This is a genomic window from Bacillus pumilus (assembly GCF_024498355.1).
In the GTDB taxonomy this organism is placed as follows: domain Bacteria; phylum Bacillota; class Bacilli; order Bacillales; family Bacillaceae; genus Bacillus; species Bacillus pumilus_P.
In genome coordinates this window covers 1,551,800-1,574,698 of record NZ_CP101833.1, presented here as the reverse complement: position 1 = coordinate 1,574,698, position 22,899 = coordinate 1,551,800, and the positions used below count along the sequence as shown (strand labels likewise).

The following is a 22,899-nucleotide window of genomic DNA, read 5'->3' as shown; positions in this document are numbered from 1 at the left end:
TTTTGTTCGTTTTATGCTTGGCGTATAAATGAAATCAGTTCATCAACAGATACTTCATGTGATTCACCTGATTTTCTAAACTTCACTTCTACAATACCTTCTTCTGAACGTTTCCCGCAGCTAATGCGAACTGGCAGGCCAATTAAGTCACTGTCTGCAAATTTCACTCCTGCTCGCTCCTGGCGGTCATCAAAAAGTACGTCAAAGCCCTCATCTTCTAAGCGCTCGTATAACGTTTCAGCCAGTTCTTTTTGTGCTTCATTTTTCATGTTTAAGGCAAGGAGATGAAGGTCATATGGCGCAACGGTTTCCGGCCAGATAATGCCTTTATCATCATGATGCTGTTCAACAATAGCTGAAAGGGTTCTAGAGATACCGATGCCATAGCAGCCCATGATCATTGGCTGCGCGCGTCCATTTTCATCGAGATACGTTGCATCCATGGCCTCAGAATAACGTGTGCCCAGCTTAAAGACTTGTCCTACTTCAATTCCTTTTGCAAACTGGATTGTGCCTTCTCCGTCTGGAGAGGCGTCTCCTTCTTGAATCAAGCGAAGATCTGTAAACTCTTTCACTGATACATCACGTGCAGCGTTGACATTGACATAGTGATAATCAGATTCGTTTGCACCTGCAACTGCATTTGTCATTCCTTTTACAGCGAGGTCTGCATAAATAGCTACTTCTGCTTCTAGCTTAACAGGTCCAACAAATCCAGGCTCTGTTCCAATGACTTCTAGCACTTCTTCACGTGAAGCAAGCTCTACAAGCTGTGCTCCAACCAAGTTCTTTACTTTCACATCATTTACTTCGTGATCACCTCTAGTGAGGACAAGAACATACGCATCATCCGCTTTAAACAAAACAGACTTGATACATGCCGATGGAGCTACTTCTAAAAATGCAGCCACGTCTTGAATCGTTTTTACTTGCGGCGTGTGTATTTTTTCAAGTTCTTTAAAGTCCGCAGGATTTGCTTCTTCTCCTTGATACACAGCCTCAGCCATTTCAATGTTCGCTGCATAAGAAGAAGTATCAGAATAAGCGATTGTATCTTCTCCTACTTCTGACAGCGCCATGAACTCATGCGTATCTTTTCCTCCCATTGCACCAGAATCTGCAATGACTGGTCTAAAATTAAGACCCACTTTGGCGAACACATTAGAGTAAGCCGTAAACATTTTGTTGTATGTGTCATCAAGACTTTCTGGTGAAGAGTGGAATGAGTAAGCATCCTTCATAATAAATTCACGTCCGCGCAGCAGTCCAAAACGAGGTCTTTGTTCATCGCGGAATTTTGATTGAATTTGATAAAGTGTCAAAGGAAGCTTCTTATACGATTTCACTTCACTGCGTACTAGTGATGTGATCACTTCTTCGTGCGTTGGGCCAAGCGCGAACTCGCGGCCATGACGATCTTTCATACGCATGAGTTCTGGACCGTATGTATACCATCTTCCTGACTCTTGCCACATTTCTGCTTGCTGCAGCACTGGCATTAACAGCTCAGCTGCTCCTGCCTTTTCCATTTCCTTGCGAACAATGGATTGAATATGCTGGATCACTTTATGAGCCAGCGGCAGGTAGTGATAGATTCCACTTGTATTTTGTCTAATGAATCCAGCTCTTACTAATAGCTGATGACTTTTTGCCTCAGCATCTGCCGGCACCTCTCGAAGAGTTGGAATGAAAGTCAGGGATTGTCTCATGTCGTTACACCTCATTTATGAAATAGGACTTCTCACAAAAACTCTTGTTTCCCAAGATGAGAAACAAGAGACATTGGTTTTTATAAAAATAATCGCTGGATGTCGTTCCACGTAACCACTAGCATTAACAGCATGAGGAAAGCAACACCGATGAAGACAACAAGTGCTTCTTTCTCACGATTAATTGGTTTACCGCGAATGGCTTCAACAAATAAGAAAAGTAAACGTCCTCCGTCTAATGCAGGAATCGGTAATAAATTGACGATTCCTAAGTTGATGCTGAGGAACGCCGCAAACTGCATTAATGTTAACACACCTTGTTTGGCTACTTCTCCTGTCATGTCATAGATCCCGACAGGACCTGCCAGCATATCTAGTGAAAATTGTCCTGTGACAATTTTTTGCAAGTTCGTTAAGATCAGACCTGCCGTTGATATCACAGTCGTTCCCGAAGATGAAATGACTTTTAAAAATCCATTTTCCGTTGGCGGGTATGACCCAAAACGGCCAATGTTTTTCCCGTCTGCTTTCACAGCTTCTGGTACAACCTGCACGTTGCTTTCTTTGCCGTCTCGGTCAATGACGACATTCATTTTTTTCTCGGGGTTTTTTTGAACCGTTTGAACCACGTCTGTCCAAGAATTCATTTTATCCCCGTTAATCGAAACGATTTCATCCCCCTGCATGAGACCAGCTTGCGCCGCTCGGCCATCTTTCGTGAGCTTACCGAGCACAGGATCATCTACAGTTACACCTTGAATAAAACCTAAAGCCACTAAAATCACATATGCCAGGATAAAGTTCATGATCGGACCAGCTGCGATGGCTTTAATACGCTGCCATACCGATTTCGAACCAAATTGACGATTGTATGGTGCGATTTGAATTTCTTCACCATCTGCGATATAGAAACTTGTTTGACTCACATTGTAGCCAGTCAGAATATCTTCATTTCCAGCTTCATATCCTGAGATTCTCATGGCATGATCTAAATCAATCTGCTCGACCTCGATGACAAGTGCATCAGGATATTTCTCTTTATCATTTAAAATGATTTTTTCTACTTCATTTTGCTCATTGAATAAGAGTCCCACTGTATGACCTGGTTTAATTTCAATGACTTCAGGGTCCTCCCCTGCCATTTTGACAAATCCACCGATAGGTAGAAGTCTAATGGTATAAACGGTTTCTTTTCGTTTAAAGGAGAAAATCTTCGGCCCAAAACCAATTGCGAACTCGCGGCATAAAATACCCGCGCGCTGCGCCATAATTAAATGGCCAAGCTCGTGGAAAAAAACGAGCGTTCCAAAAATAATAATAAACGCAATCACTGTATTCACGAACATACCACCTTATGTGAGGATTGATTGAACAAAGTTTCGTGTATCTTTGTCCACTTCATGGATATCTTGCAAACTAGGCTTTGAAATCACATGATGTCTAATTAGTGCCTTTTCAATCAATTCTTCAATTTGCAGGAACGTCACTTTGCCTTTTAGAAATGCATCCACTGCAATTTCATTTGCTGCATTGAGCACAGCAGGCATTGTCCCTCCTATTTTACCTGATTCATAAGCAAAATGTAAGCAGCGATACCTGTCAAAATCCGCTTTTTGGAAATTTAGTTGTCCAATCTCCCAAAGGTTCAATGATTTCGCTTCTTTTAATGGCGCCCTGTCAGGATAAGTGAGTGCATATTGAATGGGCACTCTCATGTCAGGTGTACCTAATTGAGCCATGACGCTTTTGTCGTGAAATTCTACCATCGAATGGATCATGCTCTCTTTATGTAACAGCACATCAATTTGATCATATGGTATGTCAAACAACCAATGCGCTTCGATCACCTCGAGCCCTTTATTCATCATGGTCGCTGAATCAATTGTAATTTTTGCTCCCATTGACCAGTTCGGATGATTCAGCGCTTCTTCAACCGTAACACCTTCAAGTTCAGTTCGCTTTTTATCTCGGAAACTACCACCTGAAGCTGTCACGATTAAACGTTCAATGTTTTTAGCTTGTTCACCTTGCAGGCATTGGAAAATAGCGGAGTGCTCACTATCGACAGGAAGTAAAGGTACATCATATTTTTTGGCGTACTCTTTTACTATATGACCAGCTGTCACAAGTGTTTCCTTATTTGCGAGTGCAATCGTCTTTTTTTGTTCAATGGCCTTTAATGTTGGAACAAGCCCAACACTTCCTACAAGTGCATTGACCACAACGTCCACTGCATCATAGGTCGCTGCCTCGATGTTGGCTTCATCACCTGCAGCCATCTTGACATCGTATTCAAATGAATGACTTTTTAGCGTGCGATAGGTCTCTTCGTCTAAACACCCGACGAATTCAGGCTGAAAACGCTCAATGATAGGAATAGCCTTATCTACATTTCTGCCAAACGTCATGGCTTTCAGCTTAAATTTATCATGGTGCTGCCTGATCACATCTAATGTTTGTTCTCCAATTGATCCTGTTGCGCCTAATAGCGAAATATATTTCAAATTGCCACTCCTTCTCTCGTTCAATAAGTTTCTATGAGGTTAGCTAGCAAATGTGGCCAGCAATAAATATAAAAACGGCAGAACGAATAAAAAGCTGTCAAACCTGTCCAAAATCCCGCCATGACCAGGGAGTATTGTCCCTGAATCCTTCACGTGATAATGACGCTTTAAAGCAGATTCCACAAGGTCGCCAAGCTGTCCAAAAATACTTAGCAAAAGCGTAATAAACATAACAAGCAGATATGATGGCAAAAATCCTGTAACCGCCTGAAACACAAGTGACAACACGACCGCTGTGACGATTCCACCGATAAATCCTTCTACTGTTTTGTTTGGGCTGATCTCTGGCCAAAGCTTTCGTTTCCCCATAGATTTCCCAATAAAATAGGCACCTGAGTCAGTAGACCAAATAATCACCGCTGCGAAGAAGATCGCACTCATGCCATATAAGCCTCTAATTTGGATAAAATAATAGAAACTGACGCCAATATATAATGTGGCTAATATAACAAAAGCAACCTCATCGAATGTGAAAGAGTTTTTGCTCAAAACTGTATAAGTTAAAAGTATTAAGATTGCAAATAAAGCAATCTGCATTTTTGATGCGTCTACGTTCGGGAAGAAACCATTCTCTCCGCCCATTAAAAGCCAAAGCAATATTAAGCTGACAATACCAGGAAAACTGAAAATCGAAATCTTTTTCATTCTCAGAAGCTCAAAGAGAGCGACACTTCCCATTAAATAAATCAGCAGGGTAAAAGGCATCTGTCCATAAATAACAGCAAATAAAAACACTGCAGCTGCCAAAACACCCGTCAAAATTCTTTGTTTCATCTGCACCACCCTCTAAATTCCACCGAACCTCCGGCCGCGACGCTGGTACTCTCCGATAGCGCCTATAAGATGCTCATCAGAAAAGTCAGGCCAAAGCACATCCGTAAAGACAAACTCGCTGTACGCAATTTGCCAAAGCATAAAGTTGCTTAATCTAATTTCTCCACTCGTGCGAATAAGCAAATCCGGATCTTGAAGAGATTCTGTCATTAAATAAGCTGAAAACATCTCTTCTGTGATGTCTTCTGCTCTAAGCTTACCTTCTTTGACTTTTTCAGAAATTTGTCTGCATGCTGAGACGATTTCTGTTCGCCCTCCATAATTGAGCGCAAAGTTTAAAACGAGTCCGTTATTATTCACCGTACTCTTCACTGCGTTCTCTACCGCTCTTTTTGTATGCTGCGGGAGGCCGTCTGGATCACCTGTTAAGCGCACACGAACATTTTCCTCGATGAGTTCAGGCAGATAGATGTTTAAAAATTCTTCAGGAAGCTTCATTAAAAAGTCTACTTCTAGTTTTGGACGTTTCCAATTTTCCGTAGAAAAAGCATACAAAGTCAGCACTTTGACATTCAGCTCATTTGCAAGCTTTGTCATGCGCTTGACGACTTTCATTCCTTCATGATGTCCTGCTACCCGTGGAAGAGCGCGTTTTTTCGCCCATCTTCCGTTCCCATCCATGATAATGGCGATATGTTCAGGAATTTCTCCATTTAATATGTCTTCTTTTGTCAGGCTTTCTAAGTTGGAAGCTGCTGTTTGCTGATTCTTCCAATTTTTGAGTATATTGAGCATGAGATTCCTCCATCACCCAAAAAGGTTGCGTTCCCGCTAATAATATAGTCATCAACAGTATTAACAAAAAAACCCCCTGTAAACATGAAGAGGGTCTTTTCACTATTATCTATTGTACATAGTTTTTTCTTAAACTTCCATGATTTCTTTTTCTTTATCTTTCGTCACGTCGTCAATTTTAGCGACATATTCATCTGTCAATTTTTGAACATCCTCTGTAGATGATCTTAGTTCATCTTCAGTGATCTCCCCATTTTTCTCAAGCTTTTTCAAATCATCGTTTGCATCACGACGAACGTTACGAACAGCTACTTTTGCTTCTTCAGAGTATTTTTTCACAACTTTCACAAGCTCTTTACGTCTTTCTTCTGTTAGCGCAGGGATCGCAATGCGGATCACATTTCCGTCACTTGTTGGCGTGATGCCAAGATCAGACTTTTGGATCGCTTTTTCGATATCACCGATCGCTGTTTTATCGTAAGGTGTGATAATCAGCATACGTGCTTCTGGCACTGTAATTGACGCAATTTGGTTGAGTGGTGTTTGTGCACCGTAATAATCAACTGTCACTTTATCTAGTAGTGAAGCATTTGCTCTACCAGCGCGAACAGTTGCTAGTTCACGTCCGTATGCTTGAACGGCTTTTTCCATTTTTTCTTTTGTTTGGTTCAACACTTCTTTTGACACGTTATTTCCCCCTCACGATCGTTCCGATTGATTCGCCATTTACGGCACGTTTAATATTTCCTTCTTCCATAATGGAGAATACGATTAATGGAATGTCATTGTCCATACATAATGAGGACGCAGTAGAATCCATTACAGCAAGCCCTTCTTTTAGTACATCAAGATATGAAAGCTTATCATATTTTACTGCATCCGCATCTGTACGAGGATCAGCACTGTAGACACCATCTACATTATTTTTCGCCATTAAAATGACATCTGCTTCAATTTCTGCTGCACGAAGTGCTGCAGTTGTATCTGTAGAGAAATAAGGATTACCAGTACCTGCAGCAAAAATCACGACACGTTTCTTCTCAAGATGACGGATCGCTTTTCTTCTTATGTATGGCTCTGCAACCTGTCTCATTTCGATAGAGGTTTGTACTCTAGACTGAATACCAAGCGTTTCTAGGCTGTCCTGTAACGCCAGTGAATTCATCACTGTTGCAAGCATGCCCATGTAGTCTGCTGTTGCCCGGTCCATTCCTAAGTCACTGCCTGTCTTACCGCGCCAAAGGTTTCCTCCGCCTACAACGACTGCAACTTCAACATCAAGTTCTGCAATTTCTTTTACTTGCTTTGCAATTGATTGAATGACAGTTGGGTTAATTCCATTTCCAGCATCACCTGCTAGTGCTTCGCCACTTAGCTTCAGTACAATGCGATTATATTTCGGTTTGCTCATGATAACCTCCAAGTGTAAACTATACCGTCTCTTATTATGCGTAAGAAACCGCCTTTTGTAAATCAATATCCTCTAAAAAATAGGGAACACAGTGCTTGTGCTCCCTAAAAAAGCCCCAGAGAGCTTTTCAAACATTATTTTTTCACTTGGCTCATCACTTCTTCAGCAAAGTTGTCTTGACGCTTTTCGATACCTTCGCCCACTTCGTAGCGAACATAAGTTTGAACAGTTGCGTTTTTCGCACCTACAACTTGTTTCACTTTTTCATCTGGGTTTTTAACGAACGCTTGGTCAAGTAAGCAAATTTCTTCGAAGAATTTGTTTAGACGGCCTTCTACCATTTTAGCTACGATGTTTTCAGGCTTTCCTTCTTGAAGTGCTTGCTGCGTTAATACTTCGCGCTCACGGTTTGCTTCTTCTTCTGACACTTGGTCACGAGAAATATATTTAGGATTTACAGCAGCAACGTGCATTGCAATGTCTCTTGCAAGCTCTTCATCAGTTGTTCCGTTAAGAACCGCTAATACACCGATGCGTCCGCCCATGTGCAAGTAAGAACCGAATGCTGCGTTATCTTCTTTCGTGATGACAGAGAAACGACGTAGAGTGATTTTCTCTCCGATTTTCGCAATTGCAGATGTGATATGCTCTTCAACTGTTGAACCGTTTTCCATTTTAGAAGCATGAGCTTCTTCAATTGTTGCAGGTTTAGCAGCAAGTAAATGATCAGCAAGTTCGTTAAGAAGTGTTTGGAATCCTTCGTTTTTCGCAACGAAATCAGTCTCAGAGTTCACTTCTAGGATAACGCCTGTGTTGCCGTCAGTTTTGATAAGAGTTAATCCTTCTGCCGCAATACGGTCTGCTTTTTTCGCAGCTTTTGCGATTCCTTTTTCTCTTAGAAGATCGATTGCTTTGTCGATGTCACCATCAGTTTCTGTTAACGCTTTTTTACAGTCCATCATACCTGCACCCGTTTTTTGACGCAGTTCTTTAACTAATTGAGCAGTAATTGCCATTTTACATTTCCTCCTTCTATGTTAAAACACGGATTACTAGGTGAAAAAAAGGTGATAAAAGGCATTTCCCTCTTATCACCTTTTGAATAGGTTACGCAGTTGTTGTTTCAGTTTCTGTCGTTTCTTCTACAACAGCTTCTTCTTCGCCTTGTTTAGACTCAAGAATCGCATCTGCCATTTTAGCAGTTAGAAGTTTTACAGCACGGATTGCATCATCGTTTGCAGGGATCACAACATCAATTTCGTCTGGATCACAGTTTGTGTCAACGATACCGATGATTGGGATATTCAGTTTACGAGCTTCTGCAACTGCAATACGCTCTTTACGAGGATCGATAATGAAAAGTGCATCCGGAAGACTCTTCATGTCTTTGATTCCGCCTAAGAATTTTTCAAGACGCTCTAATTCTTTTTTCAGTTGAACGACTTCTTTCTTAGGAAGAACTTCGAAAGTACCGTTTTCTTGCATTTTTTCAATATCTTTCAAACGCTTGATACGTTTTTGGATTGTTTCAAAGTTTGTTAACGTTCCACCAAGCCAGCGTTGGTTTACATAGAACATACCAGAACGGATTGCTTCTTCTTTCACTGAATCTTGCGCTTGTTTTTTCGTACCAACAAAAAGGATTTTTCCTCCATCAGCAGCAAGGTTTTTCGTGAAGTTGTAAGCTTCCTCTACTTTTTTCACCGTTTTTTGAAGATCGATGATGTAGATACCATTACGCTCTGTAAAGATGTAACGCTTCATTTTTGGGTTCCAACGGCGAGTTTGGTGACCGAAGTGAACACCAGCTTCTAGCAATTGCTTCATAGAAATAACTGACATTTTGTTGCCTCCTAATATAATGGTTTTTTTTCCTCCGCTTAAGTCATGTTCACATAAAACTGCGCCACGCAGCACCTTCATATGAATCATCAAGCGTGTGTATTTAACACCAAGAAATAATATAACACATGATGGACTGACAATCAAGAATCCTTTACAGCTTTCCGCTAAATTTTAATAAAAGCTCGATTTCTGTCTTACCAGTTTTCAATTCTTTCGCTATTTCTTCTAGTGACCGCCCTTGATCATATAAGGCCTTCACTTGATCTTGGAATGTTTCTTCTATTTCATTTTCAGAAGGCTCAGGAGCTTCTGTTTCAAGATTTGGAACGGGTTCGTTTACCTTCTCTTCCTGCACCTCAACCTCGCTAAGGAGAGCCGACAGGTGCTCTGGTACTGGATCTTCACTTTCTACCGATTGCTGGGATTCAGTTGGTTGTGGTTGCTTTGGTGTCTGAAGATCCGATTTCAGCTCTTCAGCAAAAAAATCAGGGGAAGCGGCTGCAGCTTTTGATAGTTTGTCATTCTCTTCTTTGACTTCCATCAAAAATGCAGCCAGGGTATTTTCCGTTTCTTCTAAAAGCTCTCGCTGCTTTTGTTCAGTTGCCTTCAGCGAATTCATTCTCGTGTATAAAATGATCACAAAATAAATAAGTGCAGCATGAAGCATAAAGCTAATCAGCCATAACATATTTTTTCACTCACTAACTCTTTAAGATTGAATGGCTTTATCAAGCAGATGCTTAAGCTTGAACAATGCCTTCGAATGAATTTGTGAAATGCGCGAGGTGGATAAATTGAGCACTTGACCGATTTCCGTTAATGTCAGTTCTTCTTTATAGAAAAGACTGATCACAAGCTTTTCTTTTTCCGAAAGCTCAGTAATCTTTTCAGCAAGCTGTTCAATTAATTCATCTTTCAGCATTTTCTCCTCAGGTGTCACAGACTTTTCGTCGCGAATCATGACTTGGACGTTTTCTCCGTCTTCTTGATCATGCAGCTTCTCGTCGATTGAGAGCAAATTCGCAAAGAAACCTTCATTCATCGTTGTGACAACATCCTGTTCACTCATGCCGAGTTCCTCGGCAACCTCTGTCGCTGTCACATTTCGCAAATAACGCTGTTCAAGTTTTTCAATAGCCGCTTCTACTTTTTTTGTTTTTTCTCTTGATGTACGAGGCAGCCAGTCCTCTTTACGAAGACCGTCGATGATGGCTCCGCGGATTCTGAAGGATGCATATGTATCAAACTTCAGATCTCTTCCGGGGTCAAATTTTTCAAGGGCATCATATAAACCGAGCATCCCTAGACTGATCAAGTCTTCTTTATGCACTGACTTCGGGAGACCGATGGAAATTCTTCCAACATGATATGTGACGAGCGGCATATAGCGGCGCATAAGATCATCTCCAGCAGCTGGGTCCTTCCACTCTTTCCATCTAGCCCATAGCGCCTGATCTTCGTAATTTAAGGATTGCATCTTTCTCCCCCTATACTTCCTTAGTTATATCTTCATAATGCCATGCTTCACAGTGCGGATCTCAAGCTCCGTCGTAAGCGGATCGAATTCAATCGTACGTCCATTATTCCCGCCCGTGTCCTCACTAATGATCGGGATATGATGAAGAGACAGATGTTCTTTAACAGCTGATACGTTTCTAGGTCCAATTCTCATCAAATCATTGGTTGACTTAAACTTAAACATTTCCGCGCCACCAGCAAGTTTCGCCTTTAGCGCATGTTTGCGCGCTCCTTCTTTTAGGAGCAGATCAATTGTATGCTTGACACCTGTATCTGCATATTTGGCCAAGTTCTCCACCGCCCCTTTTGCAAGGGATGAGTCTGGAAGCATGACATGGACAAGACCTGCCAGCTTTTTCTCTTGGTCAAACAGGACAAGACCTACGCAAGAACCAAGACCGGATGTCCGAATACGGTCCGGTGTTTTCACAAGCTGAACATCCGCTATACCAACCTTTACAACTGCCGGAATCTGCACGTTCATTATAGGTTACCTAATGCTTTGAACAGTTTGTCAAACGATTCAAAGTCTGGTAATAGAAACATATTTCCTTTCAGCTCTTGCTTATTTTGATCATCAAAAATGGATGTATCAATCACAATTGCCTGATCGCCGAGAGGACTGAACTGCATTAACCCTTCACTAATGACAGCACCGAACATATCGAGAGTGACATCTGGAACACTTGGGTAAAGCTTCAATTTTGTTAGATCGGCAAGGGCTGATAAATAAGAGCCTGCTAAAATATTTCCTAGCTCATGAAGTGCTGACGTCCCTAGCACGTGTTCATGAATGGTATCAATATCAAACGCTGGATCCTGTACAAGCTCTCTTACAAATTGCTCTGCTTGCTCAAACGGCATAATGAAAAAGATGGAGCCGGATAAATCTCCTTCCATTCGCAGGAAAATGCTTGCAACTGGAAGATCTGCACCGCCAAAAAAATCCATTAAATCTTCAAACGAGAGAACTTTGACAAAAGGAACAGCCATATCTATTTTGCGATCTAATAGGTTGGCAAGAGCAGACGCTGCATGGCCTGCTCCGATATTCCCTACCTCTCTTAATACATCTAACTGTTCATCTTTTATTTCACTGAAAATGTTCATTTCACATCCCCCTTAATGAACAGGTGCATCTTGAACGCTATTGTCGAGGACAGCACCAGCATGAATGATATTAAATAGACGCTGATCATGCTTAATGATACCTATCACCCATGATTGTCCTTCTTTTTCAGCTGAATCAGGAGAAGATTCTACTTCTTCCTGATGGACTGTAATGACATCATTTGCTTCATCAACAACCCAGCCGACTTCAATGTCACCAACTTGCACAATAATCATTCTAGTTTCATCTGTAATCTCGTTGTCAGTTGATCCAAGTCTAACCCTAAGGTCGATGACAGGTGTCACCACACCGCGCAGATTAATGACGCCGCATATATAAGGGGCAACGCCAGGAATTCTTGTCGGCTGCTGCCATTTTTCAATGGACTTTACTTCTGATACTGAAATGGCGTATTCTTTTTTGTTTACGATAAACACAATCATCTTTTCGCCAGTTTTGATATCTGTACTCATTTCAGACCGCTCCTCTATTGTTTTTTACTTGATCAGTGCATTACAGTCAACGATGAGTGCAACCTGACCGTCACCTAGGATTGTTGCGCCTGAGATCGCAAACACGTTTGGCAGGTAATCTCCTAGTGATTTCAATACAACCTCTTGCTGACCAATGAATGAATCGACCACAAATGCTGTCAGCTTGTCTCCTTTACGAACAACGATGATGTGCAGTTCTTCCTCTAATTCATTCGCATTTGGTACGTGGAATTGTTTCTTCAGGTACACGACCGGTACGATAAATCCGCGGAAATCAATCACTTCACGATCATGCGTTTGAAGGATGTCGCTTTTCTTAATCACAGCCGTTTCAATAATAGAAGAAATCGGAATCGCAAATGTTTCCTCTTCCAGTTTCACAAGAAGAACGGAAATAATTGACAATGTGAGCGGGAGCTGGATAGAGAATAATGAGCCCTGGCCTTCTGTTGAGTTGATGCTTACAGAACCGCCTAATGATTCCAGCTTGTTTTTCACGACGTCAAGACCTACACCGCGGCCTGAGATGTCAGATATCTCATCAGCTGTAGAGAATCCTGCTGCAAAGATCAATGAATCAATTTGATGATCTTCAATGGTTTCCGCTTCTCTTTCTGTAATAACCCCGCGCTCTAGTGCTTTTTCAAGCACCTTTTTACGGTTAATCCCGCCACCGTCATCTTCTACTTCAATGAAGACGTGGTTTCCACTATGATAAGCCTTTAATAGAACGGTTCCTTTTTCTGGCTTGCCTTTTTTCACACGTTCTTCTGGCGATTCAATCCCGTGATCTAGACTGTTTCTGAGTAAGTGTAAGAGCGGATCTCCAATCTCGTCGATCACTGTTCGATCAAGCTCTGTTTCAGCGCCTTCAATGATGAGTTCAATTTTCTTATTAAGCTCTTTCGTCAATTGACGAATCATACGCGGGAACCTGTTAAACACAGTTTCTACAGGTACCATTCTCATGTTCAGGATGATCGATTGCAGGTCGCCTGATATACGTGTCATTCTTTCGACCGTATCAGTGAGTTCGTTGTTTTCAAGCTCTTTTGCAATCTGTTCTAAACGTCCTCTATCAATAACAAGTTCTTCAAACAGATTCATAAGAGAATCTAGACGATCGATGTTGACACGAATTGTTTTCGTAACGCCGGCAGCTGCACCGTTATTGCCATTTGCTTTTGGCCCTTCGTTTGCTGGCGCTTTAGCAGCAGGCACGGATACTTCTTCTTTTTTCTGTTCAGGTTTTGCTTCTCGTTTTTCAGCCGAGGCAGTTTCTTCAAATGCAGAGACTTCAGAGATCTCAACATGTTCAACCTCTGAGATCGCCGTCACGATTTTCTTCACTTCGTCCATTGGCTGTTTAGATAGATAAGAAATACTGAATTCAGATTCGAAATCTTCTGATTCTAAAAGTTCTGCATTCGGAACCGTTTTGACGACCTCGCCTGCTTCATTGAGTCTTTCAAAAATCATATAGACACGAACTGCTTTTAATAAGCATGCGTCGCTTAATGTCACGGTCAGCTCATAGCATTTAAAGCCTTGTTCTCTCGCTTCATCAAGAACTGTTCGTTCAAATTCATTATAGTCTAAGTCGTTAGCGGCAGGAGCTGATGCATCAGCTGTCTCAACGCTAGAAGCTGCCTCCGCATGGCTTCCTGTCACGTCTAGCTTTTTACTAATCTCTGTGACATCACGTTTCCCGTCCCCGCCTTCTGCAATCGATTGAACCATTGCTTCAAGGTGGTCGAGTGCTTCAAACATCGTATCCATTGACTCAGGAGTGACAATCATTTGTTCATTCCGGATGGCATCAAACATGTTTTCTAAGTGATGCGTCAGTTGAGCCATATCAGCATAGCCCATCGTTGCACTCATGCCTTTCAATGTATGAGCCGCTCTGAAAATATCATTCACTAGCTGCAAGTCGGTTGGGTTCTTTTCTAATTCGAGAAGTTTTTCATTACAAGCTTGTAAATGTTCTCTGCTTTCATCTAAAAAGATATCTAAGTATTGGTTTACATCCAACGTGTTCACGCCCTCTCTTTTTTCATGGAGCTTATAATTGCATGTGCGATGTCATCCACATGCCTTGTTTCATGTGCAAGGCCTGCTTTAATGACTGATTTAGGCATTCCGAAAACAACACATGATTCTTCTTTTTCTGCAATGACTTTTGTATGACCGCTTGCGACCATTTTTTTGACACCTTCTGTGCCGTCGCTACCCATCCCTGTCATAATGACAGCAATTTTCTCGTAACCTTTTATGTTGCTGATAGATTCAAATAAATAGTTAACAGAAGGTTTGTGCCGGCTGTCAGTATCTTCTGGGGACAGCCTGATCACTAAAGACGCCCCTTGTTCATGAAGTGACATATTCATTCCACCAGGAGCTATGTAAGCCACTCCATTTTTAGCGATATCTCCATCTTGTGCTTCTTTAATCGCAATTTGTGATAAATGGTCTAACCTCGTAGCAAGTGATGCCGTAAATCCTGCCGGCATATGCTGCACAATCAAAATTGGCGCCTCTATGTCCTTTGGCAGCTTCGTGACGACTCGTTGAAGCGCCCTTGGCCCTCCCGTAGATGTTCCGATTGAAATAATCTTTTGGAGTGAGCCGCTTTTTACTTCTTTCAGACGGGGAACAGCCACTGGACTTGGCGGCTTGATGACTGGCTTAGGAGAAACCTGTTTCTCAGTGCGTTTCCTAGACAGACCTGCCGCAAGTACGCGCTCTACAATTTGACCTCTTACTTTGTGTAAATCGAGCGAAATACTTCCCGAAGGCTTTGTCACGAAGTCAAACGCACCGAGCTCTAAGCAATGGATGGTTAAATCCTTCCCTTGCTTTGTCTGGCTTGACACCATAATCACGGCAAGGTCGTGTTCAGCCAGAATTTGTTTTAATGCTTCTGTTCCATTTAAAACAGGCATTTCCACATCTAGTGTGACAACATCTGGATTCAATTCCTTGATCCGTTTTAAGGCATCTTCCCCATTTCGCGCCGTTCCCACGACTTCAATTTCTTGTTCGGCACTTAGGAAATCACTAATGAGCTTTCGCATAAAGGCCGAGTCATCTACTACAAGTACTCTAATCATGAGTCCACCTTCCTCCTTTTAAAAAAAGAGGACAACTTATCTATAAACGTATGCTGCTCTCTCCGTGCCTCTCTTAACTGCTGATGATAAAGTGTTTCTGCAAGCATTTTAATTGTTTTACTCAGCCTTGAATGAGGCTGCTTGATATAAAATGGAATTTGTTCCGCTACTGCTTTAGGAACCGCAGGATCATCAGGCACAGCACCAGCAAACACAAGCTTTCTGTGTAGAAATGATGTGACCACTCCTGCTAATTTCCGGTAGGTTTCAGACCCTTCTGACGGGGTTTTACACCGGTTAACAATGATTTGCACTGACTGCCCAAACTGATGAATGGTTAAGTGTTTAATCGCGCTGTAGGCATCCATGATGGATGTTGGTTCTGGCGTTGTCACGACCACCACTTCTCCTGCCGATAAGACAAAAGGCAGTTGATCTTTTGACAAGCCTGCACCCATATCAAAGAATATACAATCGAAATCACGCATCATTCTCTCCATCTCCTCCAGAAAGAATGACCATTGCTCTTTATCTAAAGAAAACAGCTGTTCAAGTCCGCTTCCGCCAGAAATGTAATAAAGATTGTCAGTTCCTTTTGTCATAGCCGCTTGGAAGGATTTCTTCCTAACGAGAACATCTAATATAGAGCTAGTCGATGTTTTCCCTAATAAAATATCAATATTCCCCATGCCAAAATCAAGGTCAATGACTAACACTCGCTTACCTGCACTAGCGACAGACAGTGCCATATTCAGCGTCAAATTCGATTTACCTACCCCGCCTTTACCGCTCATGACTGCAATGGTTTTTGCCAGTCCGCTTACGCTAAGAGGGGCCGGCGTTATCGTTTGACTCTGCTGAACAAGTTTTCTTAGACCTTCTGCTTGGTCAGGCTTCATCATTGTAAGACCATCCTTGTTAATTCAAGAGGAGAGCCCTCAAGAATATCCTCAGGTACATTTTGGCCATTTGTTAAAAAACCGAGCCCAATTTGAGATTCTGCAATGATTTGAAAGATCGTTCCCATCGTGTCTGTTTCATCTACTTTCGTAAAAATGAATTGATGGACTGGAACGTGTTCAAAACGTTTGACCATGGCGTTCATGTCCTGATACTTCGACGTTGCACTCATGACAAGGAAACTTTGAATGCTTTCATCAAATGGAATAATGTCTGTCAGCTCTTTCATATACGCTTCTTCTTTAAAGTTACGGCCTGCTGTGTCTATGAAAATATGATCATAATCTTTAAAGGTCTGCTGCGCTTTCACAAAATCCTCTCTTGAATAACAAACCTCAAGCGGCGCATTCAGCAGTTCAGCATATGTTTTCAGTTGTTCGATTGCTGCAATTCGGTACGTATCCGTTGTAATAAAAGCGATTTTCTTTTGATGCTGAATAGCCGTTTTGGCAGCCAGCTTTGCAATCGTTGTCGTTTTGCCAGCGCCCGTTGAACCAAACAGCACAATATATTTCGAACGAATCATCGGCTCATCAGAGGTGTGAGCTGGCAGCATCTCTGTGAGCAGTTTTTCAAGTTCTTTTTTAATTTGATCTTCCTTGACAGCACCCTTCGTTAAAAGACCCTTTAAGCACTCATCTCGAATCTCATCATCAAGACCTTGATCCTTTAGCTTTTGATCGACCGCCATAAGAGAATCAGGCAAAATGCCAGCATGCCGCTCGTTCCTTGTATATTCTAAAGGCTGAGAATGAGGGGAAATGGCTTTGACTGCCTCAGGAGCAAAGGCTGGTTCTTGCGCCTGCTTTTGAACCGGCTCCTTTTTCGGTAACACCGGGATAGGAGCCGGTGGGTTTAGTCCATTACCAGCTCTTTCTTCAAAATCTTGATCCAGCACCGCAATCACTTCGACCATTTGCTGTTTTTTTAAACCGAACAGCTTTCGTTTGACAACGGTTTTAGAATTTAAAATGACGGCATCTTTCCCAAGCTGCTGCCTAATTTGAATCGTTGCCTCCTGCATAGAATTCGCTGTGATCTTTTTCATTTTCATTAGATATCCACCACTCCGATGCTCTGTACTTCCACATTTGCTTCTAGTTCGTTATATGATAGTACCGGTAATTCTGGAAAATATCTTTCTAACAGCTGCTTGACGTACATTCTTATAGGAGGTGAGCACAATAGAACCGGCGTTTCCTGGCGAAGCGAAAGCTGTTCAATTTCTCTCGCCACGGATTGAATCACACTTTCAGAGGACTCTGGATCTAACGATAAGTAGTTACCATGCTCTGTCTGCTGTACGCTGTCAGCAATTACCTTTTCAACTCGGCCTGAGCATGTCACAACTTTCAATGATTCATTTTCTCTTGCATACTGTGCAGTAATCTGTCTTGCCAGCGCCTGTCTAACATATTCCGTTAACAAATCTGTATCCGTCGTTAATTTTCCATAGTCTGCAAGCGTCTCAAAAATGGTCACAAGGTTTCGAATAGAGACCTTTTCTTTCAGCAGCTTTGCCAGTACCTTTTGGATATCACCGACTGCTAGCGGATTTGGTGTCACCTCATCCACTAAGACAGGATAACTTTCTTTAAGATGATCGATTAATTGCTTCGTTTCTTGGCGTCCGAGCAGTTCGTGTGTGTTTTGTCTAATCTTCTCTGTGATGTGAGTAGACACAACAGATGCCGGATCCACAACCGTATAGCCAAGCATTTCAGCCTGATCTTTTTCTGCTTCTGATATCCATTTTGCCGGCAAGCCAAAGGATGGTTCGATCGTTTCAATTCCTTCAATCGGATCATCATCAGGCGTTGGGGACATCGCTAAGTAGTGATCAAGCAGCAGCTCACCTTTTGCCACTTCGTTCCCTTTAATTTTCAACCGGTATTCATTTGGGTTAAGTGCAATGTTGTCTCGAATTCGGACAACTGGAATGACAAGGCCTAGTTCGAGGGCAAGCTGCCTTCGGATCATCACAATTCGATCTAACAGGTCACCGCCCTGATTGGCATCAGCGAGCGGAATCAGACCATAGCCAAATTCAAATTCAATGGCATCCATTTGCAGGAGATGAATGACGCTTTCTGGACTTTTCATCTCTTCTACCTCAGCTTGTTCCTCCAGCACCTCTTCAATTTCTTCTTGATCCTGTTTGTTTTTCGACATCATGTATGCCCCGAGTGCAAGAAAACCTGCGATCGGTCCTGTCAAAAGTACGCCAATCGGAGTAAACAAACCAAGAAGGAAGATCGTGCCTGCTGTGACGTAAAGCATAGCCGGGAATGCAAAGAGCTGACTAGTAATGTCAGACCCAAGGTTTCCGTTAGAAGCAGCCCTCGTGACGACAATCCCTGTCGCTGTTGAAATGAGGAGTGCAGGAATTTGTGAAACAATCCCGTCCCCTACCGTTAATAGCGTAAAGTGGGAAGCTGATTCTTGAATCGACATTCCTTGTTGAAGCATCCCAATAATGATTCCAAAAATAATATTGATAATGACGATGATAATACCTGCGATGGCATCCCCTTTGACGAACTTACTTGCACCATCCATCGCACCATAAAAGTCTGCCTCTCTCGATACCTTTTCACGGCGATTTCTTGCTTCACTTTCTGTCAGCATTCCTGCATTTAAATCTGCGTCAATACTCATCTGTTTACCTGGCATCGCATCAAGTGTAAATCTTGCAGCAACCTCTGATACACGCTCAGCCCCTTTGGTGATCACAACAAACTGAATGATGATCAGGATAAGGAAGACAACCAGACCAACGAGTACATTTCCTCCAACAACAAATGAACCAAACGTTTCTACAACCTTTCCAGCATCTCCAGTTGATAAAATAGAACGTGTTGTAGAGATGTTAAGCCCTAAGCGAAACAGCGTTAAGAGCAAAAGCAATGATGGAAAAATCGAAAATTGCAGTGGTTCTTGCATGTTCATTGTGGTGAGAAGCACGATAAGCGCAAGAGAAATATTAATAATGATTAAAATACTTAATAGAATGGGCGGAAACGGTATGACCAGCATCGCCACAATTAAAATAACACTGAATAAAACAGATAAATCTCTTGCTGACATGCCTGTTCTCTCCTTTTAAAACCAAAAATTCATAAAATCTTTTGTTTCGTTTTATATACGTAAGCTAAAATTTCTGCGATGGCCTTAAAATATTCTTCTGGCACCGCTTGATTGATATCGACCTGATCATATAGCGCACGAGCTAGCGGCCGGTTTTCTATGGTCATGATATCGTGCTCTTTCGCAATCGTTCTAATTTTCATAGCCAAAATATCTGTTCCCTTTGCTACAACAAAGGGCGCATCCATCTTTTCTTCGTCATATTTCAAGGCAATTGCGTAGTGAGTTGGGTTTGTAATGATGACGTCCGCTTTTGGGACTTCCTGCATCATCCGTCTCATGGCCATTTCCCGCTGGCGCTGTTTAATCTTTGATTTTATGAGCGGGTCACCCTCTGATTTTTTATACTCATCTTTGATGTCTTGCTTAGACATCCGTAAGTTTTTTTCATAATCAAATTTCTGATACATGTAATCAAGCCATGCTAAGATCAGAAGAGCACATGCTGCATATAGACCCATAATCAAGGTCATATTTGCGACGAAATGCAGGGTTTCCTCCGCTGTTAGTAGAGGGAGCCGCAGGATTTCGTCAAAGTGCGTCCATAGTGCAATAAATGTCGCAAAACCAACAAAACCAATTTTCAGAATGGATTTTAATAGCTCTACGAGGGCTCGAATACTGTATATTCGTTTAAACCCTTTGATGGGATCGAGCTTTTCTAATTTCGGTTTGATCACTTCTGTCGAAAAGAGAAGCCCGACTTGTAAATAGTTACTGATGATACCTGCCAGCATACCAACACCAAGAATCGGCATGAGGAGGAGTGCTGTTTCTTGAAGCAACTCCAAGAATAGTTGATGAATATTAGATGTGCTAACTTTCATTAGCATTGTTGTTGAATAAAAACGTTCAATGAGCGCAATAATACGCTCTTTCATAAAAGGCCCAATAAAAAAGAATGATAAAAAGATTAATAGAAATGAGATGGCTGTATTGACGTCGGTACTTTTGGCAACCTGCCCTTTTTTTCGTGAATCCTGTCTCTTTTTTGGCGTTGCTTTTTCTGTTTTTTCACCTGCGAAAAATTGTAAGTCTAGTCTAAGCCTTGTCATCATGACGAACCACCGACCAATGCTAAGAAATTCCTCATGGTGAGCACAATCGTTTCAAATGTATTTTGGACAACTCCGAAGATGACACCCATACAGATGATGATCATAATAAAACTCACACCCATTTTAATAGGAAGTCCGACAACGAATACGTTCATTTGCGGAACCGTACGTGCTACAATCCCTAATGCCAAATCGACTAAAAACAAACTTGCCACAACAGGTGCCGAGATTTGAAAGGCAATGATGAACATTTGGTTGAAGCTCTTTGCGATAAAGGAAGCAAAGGATTCACTGCCGAAATTCAGCGCGTACTGATCAACTGCAATATATTGAAAGCTGTAAAATATCCCATCAAGCAGTAGGTGATGTGCATTCGTTGCAAGCATCAATAGCAGTGTGACCGTATAAAAAAACTGCCCCATCAGCGGTGTTTGCGCTCCTGTTTGCGGATCAATAACATTGGCGATCGCAAAACCCATTTGAAAATCAATGAATGAGCCGGCAATTTGAACAGCGGACACCATGATATATGCAATCAGCCCAAGAAGAAGTCCGACCATGGCTTCTTTCACCGCAAGCATCATATAAAGACCGTCTATATCGAGTGCTGGCGGTTCTTTAATCGTGCTAAAACTGATGACAGCCAAAAACAGTGAGAATCCAACTCTGTGTACAGCTGGTATCGTTCTATGCGCTAAAAGTGGTACTGTCACAAAAAAAGCGGTGATCCGAATAAAAACGAGAAGAAAAGCAGGGAATAATTCTATGATTGACATCGCTGTTTAACCTGCAAATCGATCTAAATTCGAGAATAGCTCTGTCGTGAAGGACACAATTGTTGAAAGCATCCACGGACCAAACACAACAAGCCCAATGAGCACAGCAACAATCTTAGGAATGAACGCAAGCGTCTGTTCTTGAATTTGGGTTGTCGCCTGAAACACACTGACAATCAGTCCCACAATTAGTGCGAGCGCTAGAAGCGGCCCGCTGACAAGCAATACAACATACACTGATCTTTCAGCCATCGTAATGACAAATTCTGAACTCATGTTTTAAGCACCTACTCTAAAAGCTTTGCAGCAAGGATTTTACTATCAAATACCATCCATCGACTAAAACAAATAACAATATTTTGAAAGGGAGCGATATCATAACCGGCGGAAGCATCATCATCCCCATTGACATCAGGACACTTGCGACCACCATGTCAATAATTAAAAATGGAATAAAGATCATGAAACCAATTTGAAATGCCGTCTTTAATTCTGAAATTGCAAAAGCTGGTACCATCGCCGTTAATGGGATATCTTTAATCGATTCAGGTGTATCCATTTTTGCGTAACTAAGAAATAAAGCCAAATCTTTCTGTCTCGTATGCTTACTCATAAACTCTTTGATTGGCACTTCGGCTTTTTCATACGCCTGGTTTAACGTAATGTCATCATTTAAAAGCGGCGTAAGCGCCTCTTTATTTATTTCTGAGAACGTGGGTGCCATAATAAAAAATGTGAGAAACAAAGCAAGTCCAACAAGCACTTGGTTTGGCGGCATTGAGTTGGTTGCAAGTGATGTTCTGACGAATGAAAGGACAATCACAATCCGTGTAAAACACGTCATTAAAATGAGAATGCCTGGTGCAACCGAAAATACGGTCAAAAGTAAAAGAAGACGGACAGACGTGCTGATATTCCCTGCGCCGCTGGAATTAAATAAATCGATAAACTCATTCATTTTGTTTCGGGCCTTTCTTTCTGACTTCTGATTGGGTCTTTTTCAATTCGGCTAACTGCGCCTTTAAATTGGCTGAAAAAGAAGAAGTGGTTGTCTGGTCATGTTTCTTCACCTGCGATGTGAATTTTTGAACGATTTTTGGTAAATCTGTCTTGCTTTCCATCGCTTCTTCATATTGTTTCACAATCGCTTCACATTCTTGTTCATCGTCAATTTCTTTTAGCAGCTGGATTGAGTCTGCTACGCCGACAACTAGTACACGCTTGCCCACTTTGATAAGCTGGACCGAACGGTTTTGGCCAACCGTAGTTCCGCCAATATTTTCAACATAGCGGAATGGTTTGAGTAAGCGGTTTTGCTTACCAACAAATCTCACCAATCCATAAATGAGCAGGATGACAAAAAGTAAGGCACCAATCATTTTGACAAAATCCATAATGGAGACAGAAGAAGAGGGAACTTCTTCTGCCGGATTCGTTTGATTGTCAGTGGTTTTCTTTTCTGTATCCTTTTTGCTTTCTTTCTCACCTTTGATCCAGTCATTCACTGTACCATTTTCAGGATCTTTCGTTTCAGCGAACAGTGAAGCAGGCTGCATCGTCAAGAAAAGCATAAAACTGATCATTGCTATACATATCAAACGTTTTTTCAACAAGTCTTACACCC

Annotated in this window: 24 protein-coding genes; all 24 read right to left on the bottom strand. The window is 41.9% G+C overall.

The window, feature by feature from the left end:
• Nucleotides 1–11: 11 nt before the first annotated feature.
• Complete coding sequence (locus NPA43_RS07905; protein WP_256499563.1) at nt 12–1,709, bottom strand: proline--tRNA ligase; 1,698 nt, start codon at nt 1,707–1,709, stop codon at nt 12–14.
• Nucleotides 1,710–1,789: 80 nt separating this feature from the next.
• Nucleotides 1,790–3,055 (bottom strand): RIP metalloprotease RseP, encoded by a 1,266-nt coding sequence (gene rseP / locus NPA43_RS07900; protein ID WP_099725840.1) that lies wholly within the window; start codon nt 3,053–3,055, stop codon nt 1,790–1,792.
• A 6-nt stretch (nt 3,056–3,061) separates the two neighbouring features.
• On the bottom strand, nt 3,062–4,213 hold the full coding sequence (gene dxr, locus NPA43_RS07895) for a 1-deoxy-D-xylulose-5-phosphate reductoisomerase (RefSeq protein WP_256499562.1): 1,152 nt from the start codon (nt 4,211–4,213) through the stop codon (nt 3,062–3,064).
• A gap of 39 nt (nt 4,214–4,252) precedes the next feature.
• Entirely contained in the window at nt 4,253–5,047 is a 795-nt protein-coding gene (locus tag NPA43_RS07890) for a phosphatidate cytidylyltransferase (protein ID WP_099725842.1), read from the bottom strand.
• A 12-nt stretch (nt 5,048–5,059) separates the two neighbouring features.
• Entirely contained in the window at nt 5,060–5,842 is a 783-nt protein-coding gene (locus NPA43_RS07885) for an undecaprenyl pyrophosphate synthase (RefSeq protein WP_099725843.1), read from the bottom strand.
• 129 nt (nt 5,843–5,971) lie between these two features.
• Nucleotides 5,972–6,529: a ribosome recycling factor gene (gene frr, locus NPA43_RS07880; protein ID WP_024424150.1), complete on the bottom strand. Its 558-nt coding sequence runs from the start codon at nt 6,527–6,529 to the stop codon at nt 5,972–5,974.
• 1 nt (nt 6,530) lies between these two features.
• Nucleotides 6,531–7,253 (bottom strand): UMP kinase, encoded by a 723-nt coding sequence (pyrH, locus tag NPA43_RS07875; RefSeq protein ID WP_008344767.1) that lies wholly within the window; start codon nt 7,251–7,253, stop codon nt 6,531–6,533.
• Nucleotides 7,254–7,387: 134 nt separating this feature from the next.
• Nucleotides 7,388–8,269, bottom strand: a complete 882-nt coding sequence (gene tsf, locus NPA43_RS07870) for a translation elongation factor Ts (RefSeq protein ID WP_008354465.1) — start codon at nt 8,267–8,269, stop codon at nt 7,388–7,390.
• 91 nt (nt 8,270–8,360) lie between these two features.
• Complete coding sequence (gene rpsB / locus NPA43_RS07865; protein WP_024426991.1) at nt 8,361–9,095, bottom strand: 30S ribosomal protein S2; 735 nt, start codon at nt 9,093–9,095, stop codon at nt 8,361–8,363.
• Nucleotides 9,096–9,249: 154 nt separating this feature from the next.
• Entirely contained in the window at nt 9,250–9,786 is a 537-nt protein-coding gene (locus tag NPA43_RS07860; RefSeq protein WP_099725844.1) for a Swarming motility protein SwrB, read from the bottom strand.
• A gap of 21 nt (nt 9,787–9,807) precedes the next feature.
• Complete coding sequence (locus NPA43_RS07855) at nt 9,808–10,575, bottom strand: FliA/WhiG family RNA polymerase sigma factor (protein ID WP_099725845.1); 768 nt, start codon at nt 10,573–10,575, stop codon at nt 9,808–9,810.
• Nucleotides 10,576–10,599: 24 nt separating this feature from the next.
• A complete protein-coding gene (locus tag NPA43_RS07850) occupies nt 10,600–11,100 on the bottom strand; it encodes a chemotaxis protein CheD (RefSeq protein ID WP_099725846.1) in 501 nt (166 codons plus the stop codon).
• Nucleotides 11,100–11,726 carry a chemotaxis protein CheC gene (locus tag NPA43_RS07845; RefSeq protein WP_099725847.1) on the bottom strand — a complete coding sequence of 209 codons (627 nt, stop codon included), beginning with the start codon at nt 11,724–11,726 and terminating at the stop codon, nt 11,100–11,102. The genes NPA43_RS07850 and NPA43_RS07845 overlap by 1 nt, the downstream gene beginning before the upstream one ends.
• Nucleotides 11,727–11,738: 12 nt before the next feature.
• Nucleotides 11,739–12,200: a chemotaxis protein CheW gene (locus NPA43_RS07840; protein WP_099725848.1), complete on the bottom strand. Its 462-nt coding sequence runs from the start codon at nt 12,198–12,200 to the stop codon at nt 11,739–11,741.
• Between the two features lie 24 nt (nt 12,201–12,224).
• Entirely contained in the window at nt 12,225–14,255 is a 2,031-nt protein-coding gene (locus NPA43_RS07835; RefSeq protein WP_256499561.1) for a chemotaxis protein CheA, read from the bottom strand.
• Nucleotides 14,256–14,260: 5 nt separating this feature from the next.
• Entirely contained in the window at nt 14,261–15,334 is a 1,074-nt protein-coding gene (locus tag NPA43_RS07830) for a protein-glutamate methylesterase/protein-glutamine glutaminase (protein WP_230030154.1), read from the bottom strand.
• Nucleotides 15,331–16,236, bottom strand: coding sequence for a MinD/ParA family protein (locus tag NPA43_RS07825; protein WP_230030153.1), 906 nt, complete (start codon nt 16,234–16,236; stop codon nt 15,331–15,333). Before NPA43_RS07825 ends, NPA43_RS07830 begins: the two co-directional genes overlap by 4 nt.
• Nucleotides 16,233–17,348, bottom strand: coding sequence for a flagellar biosynthesis GTPase FlhF (gene flhF / locus NPA43_RS07820; protein ID WP_099725852.1), 1,116 nt, complete (start codon nt 17,346–17,348; stop codon nt 16,233–16,235). The genes NPA43_RS07825 and flhF overlap by 4 nt, the downstream gene beginning before the upstream one ends.
• The gene (gene flhA / locus NPA43_RS07815; RefSeq protein ID WP_099725853.1) at nt 17,348–19,381 is read right to left on the bottom strand and encodes a flagellar biosynthesis protein FlhA; all 2,034 of its coding nucleotides are present in this window, start codon (nt 19,379–19,381) and stop codon (nt 17,348–17,350) included. The genes flhF and flhA overlap by 1 nt, the downstream gene beginning before the upstream one ends.
• A gap of 29 nt (nt 19,382–19,410) precedes the next feature.
• Nucleotides 19,411–20,499 (bottom strand): flagellar biosynthesis protein FlhB, encoded by a 1,089-nt coding sequence (gene flhB, locus NPA43_RS07810; RefSeq protein ID WP_099725854.1) that lies wholly within the window; start codon nt 20,497–20,499, stop codon nt 19,411–19,413.
• Entirely contained in the window at nt 20,496–21,275 is a 780-nt protein-coding gene (gene fliR / locus NPA43_RS07805; RefSeq protein WP_099725855.1) for a flagellar biosynthetic protein FliR, read from the bottom strand. The genes flhB and fliR overlap by 4 nt, the downstream gene beginning before the upstream one ends.
• Nucleotides 21,276–21,281: 6 nt before the next feature.
• Entirely contained in the window at nt 21,282–21,551 is a 270-nt protein-coding gene (gene fliQ, locus NPA43_RS07800; protein WP_003211206.1) for a flagellar biosynthesis protein FliQ, read from the bottom strand.
• 16 nt (nt 21,552–21,567) lie between these two features.
• Nucleotides 21,568–22,233, bottom strand: a complete 666-nt coding sequence (gene fliP, locus NPA43_RS07795) for a flagellar type III secretion system pore protein FliP (RefSeq protein WP_007499580.1) — start codon at nt 22,231–22,233, stop codon at nt 21,568–21,570.
• Nucleotides 22,226–22,885, bottom strand: a complete 660-nt coding sequence (gene fliZ, locus NPA43_RS07790) for a flagella biosynthesis regulatory protein FliZ (protein ID WP_099725856.1) — start codon at nt 22,883–22,885, stop codon at nt 22,226–22,228. Before fliZ ends, fliP begins: the two co-directional genes overlap by 8 nt.
• Between the last annotated feature and the right edge of the window lie 14 nt (nt 22,886–22,899).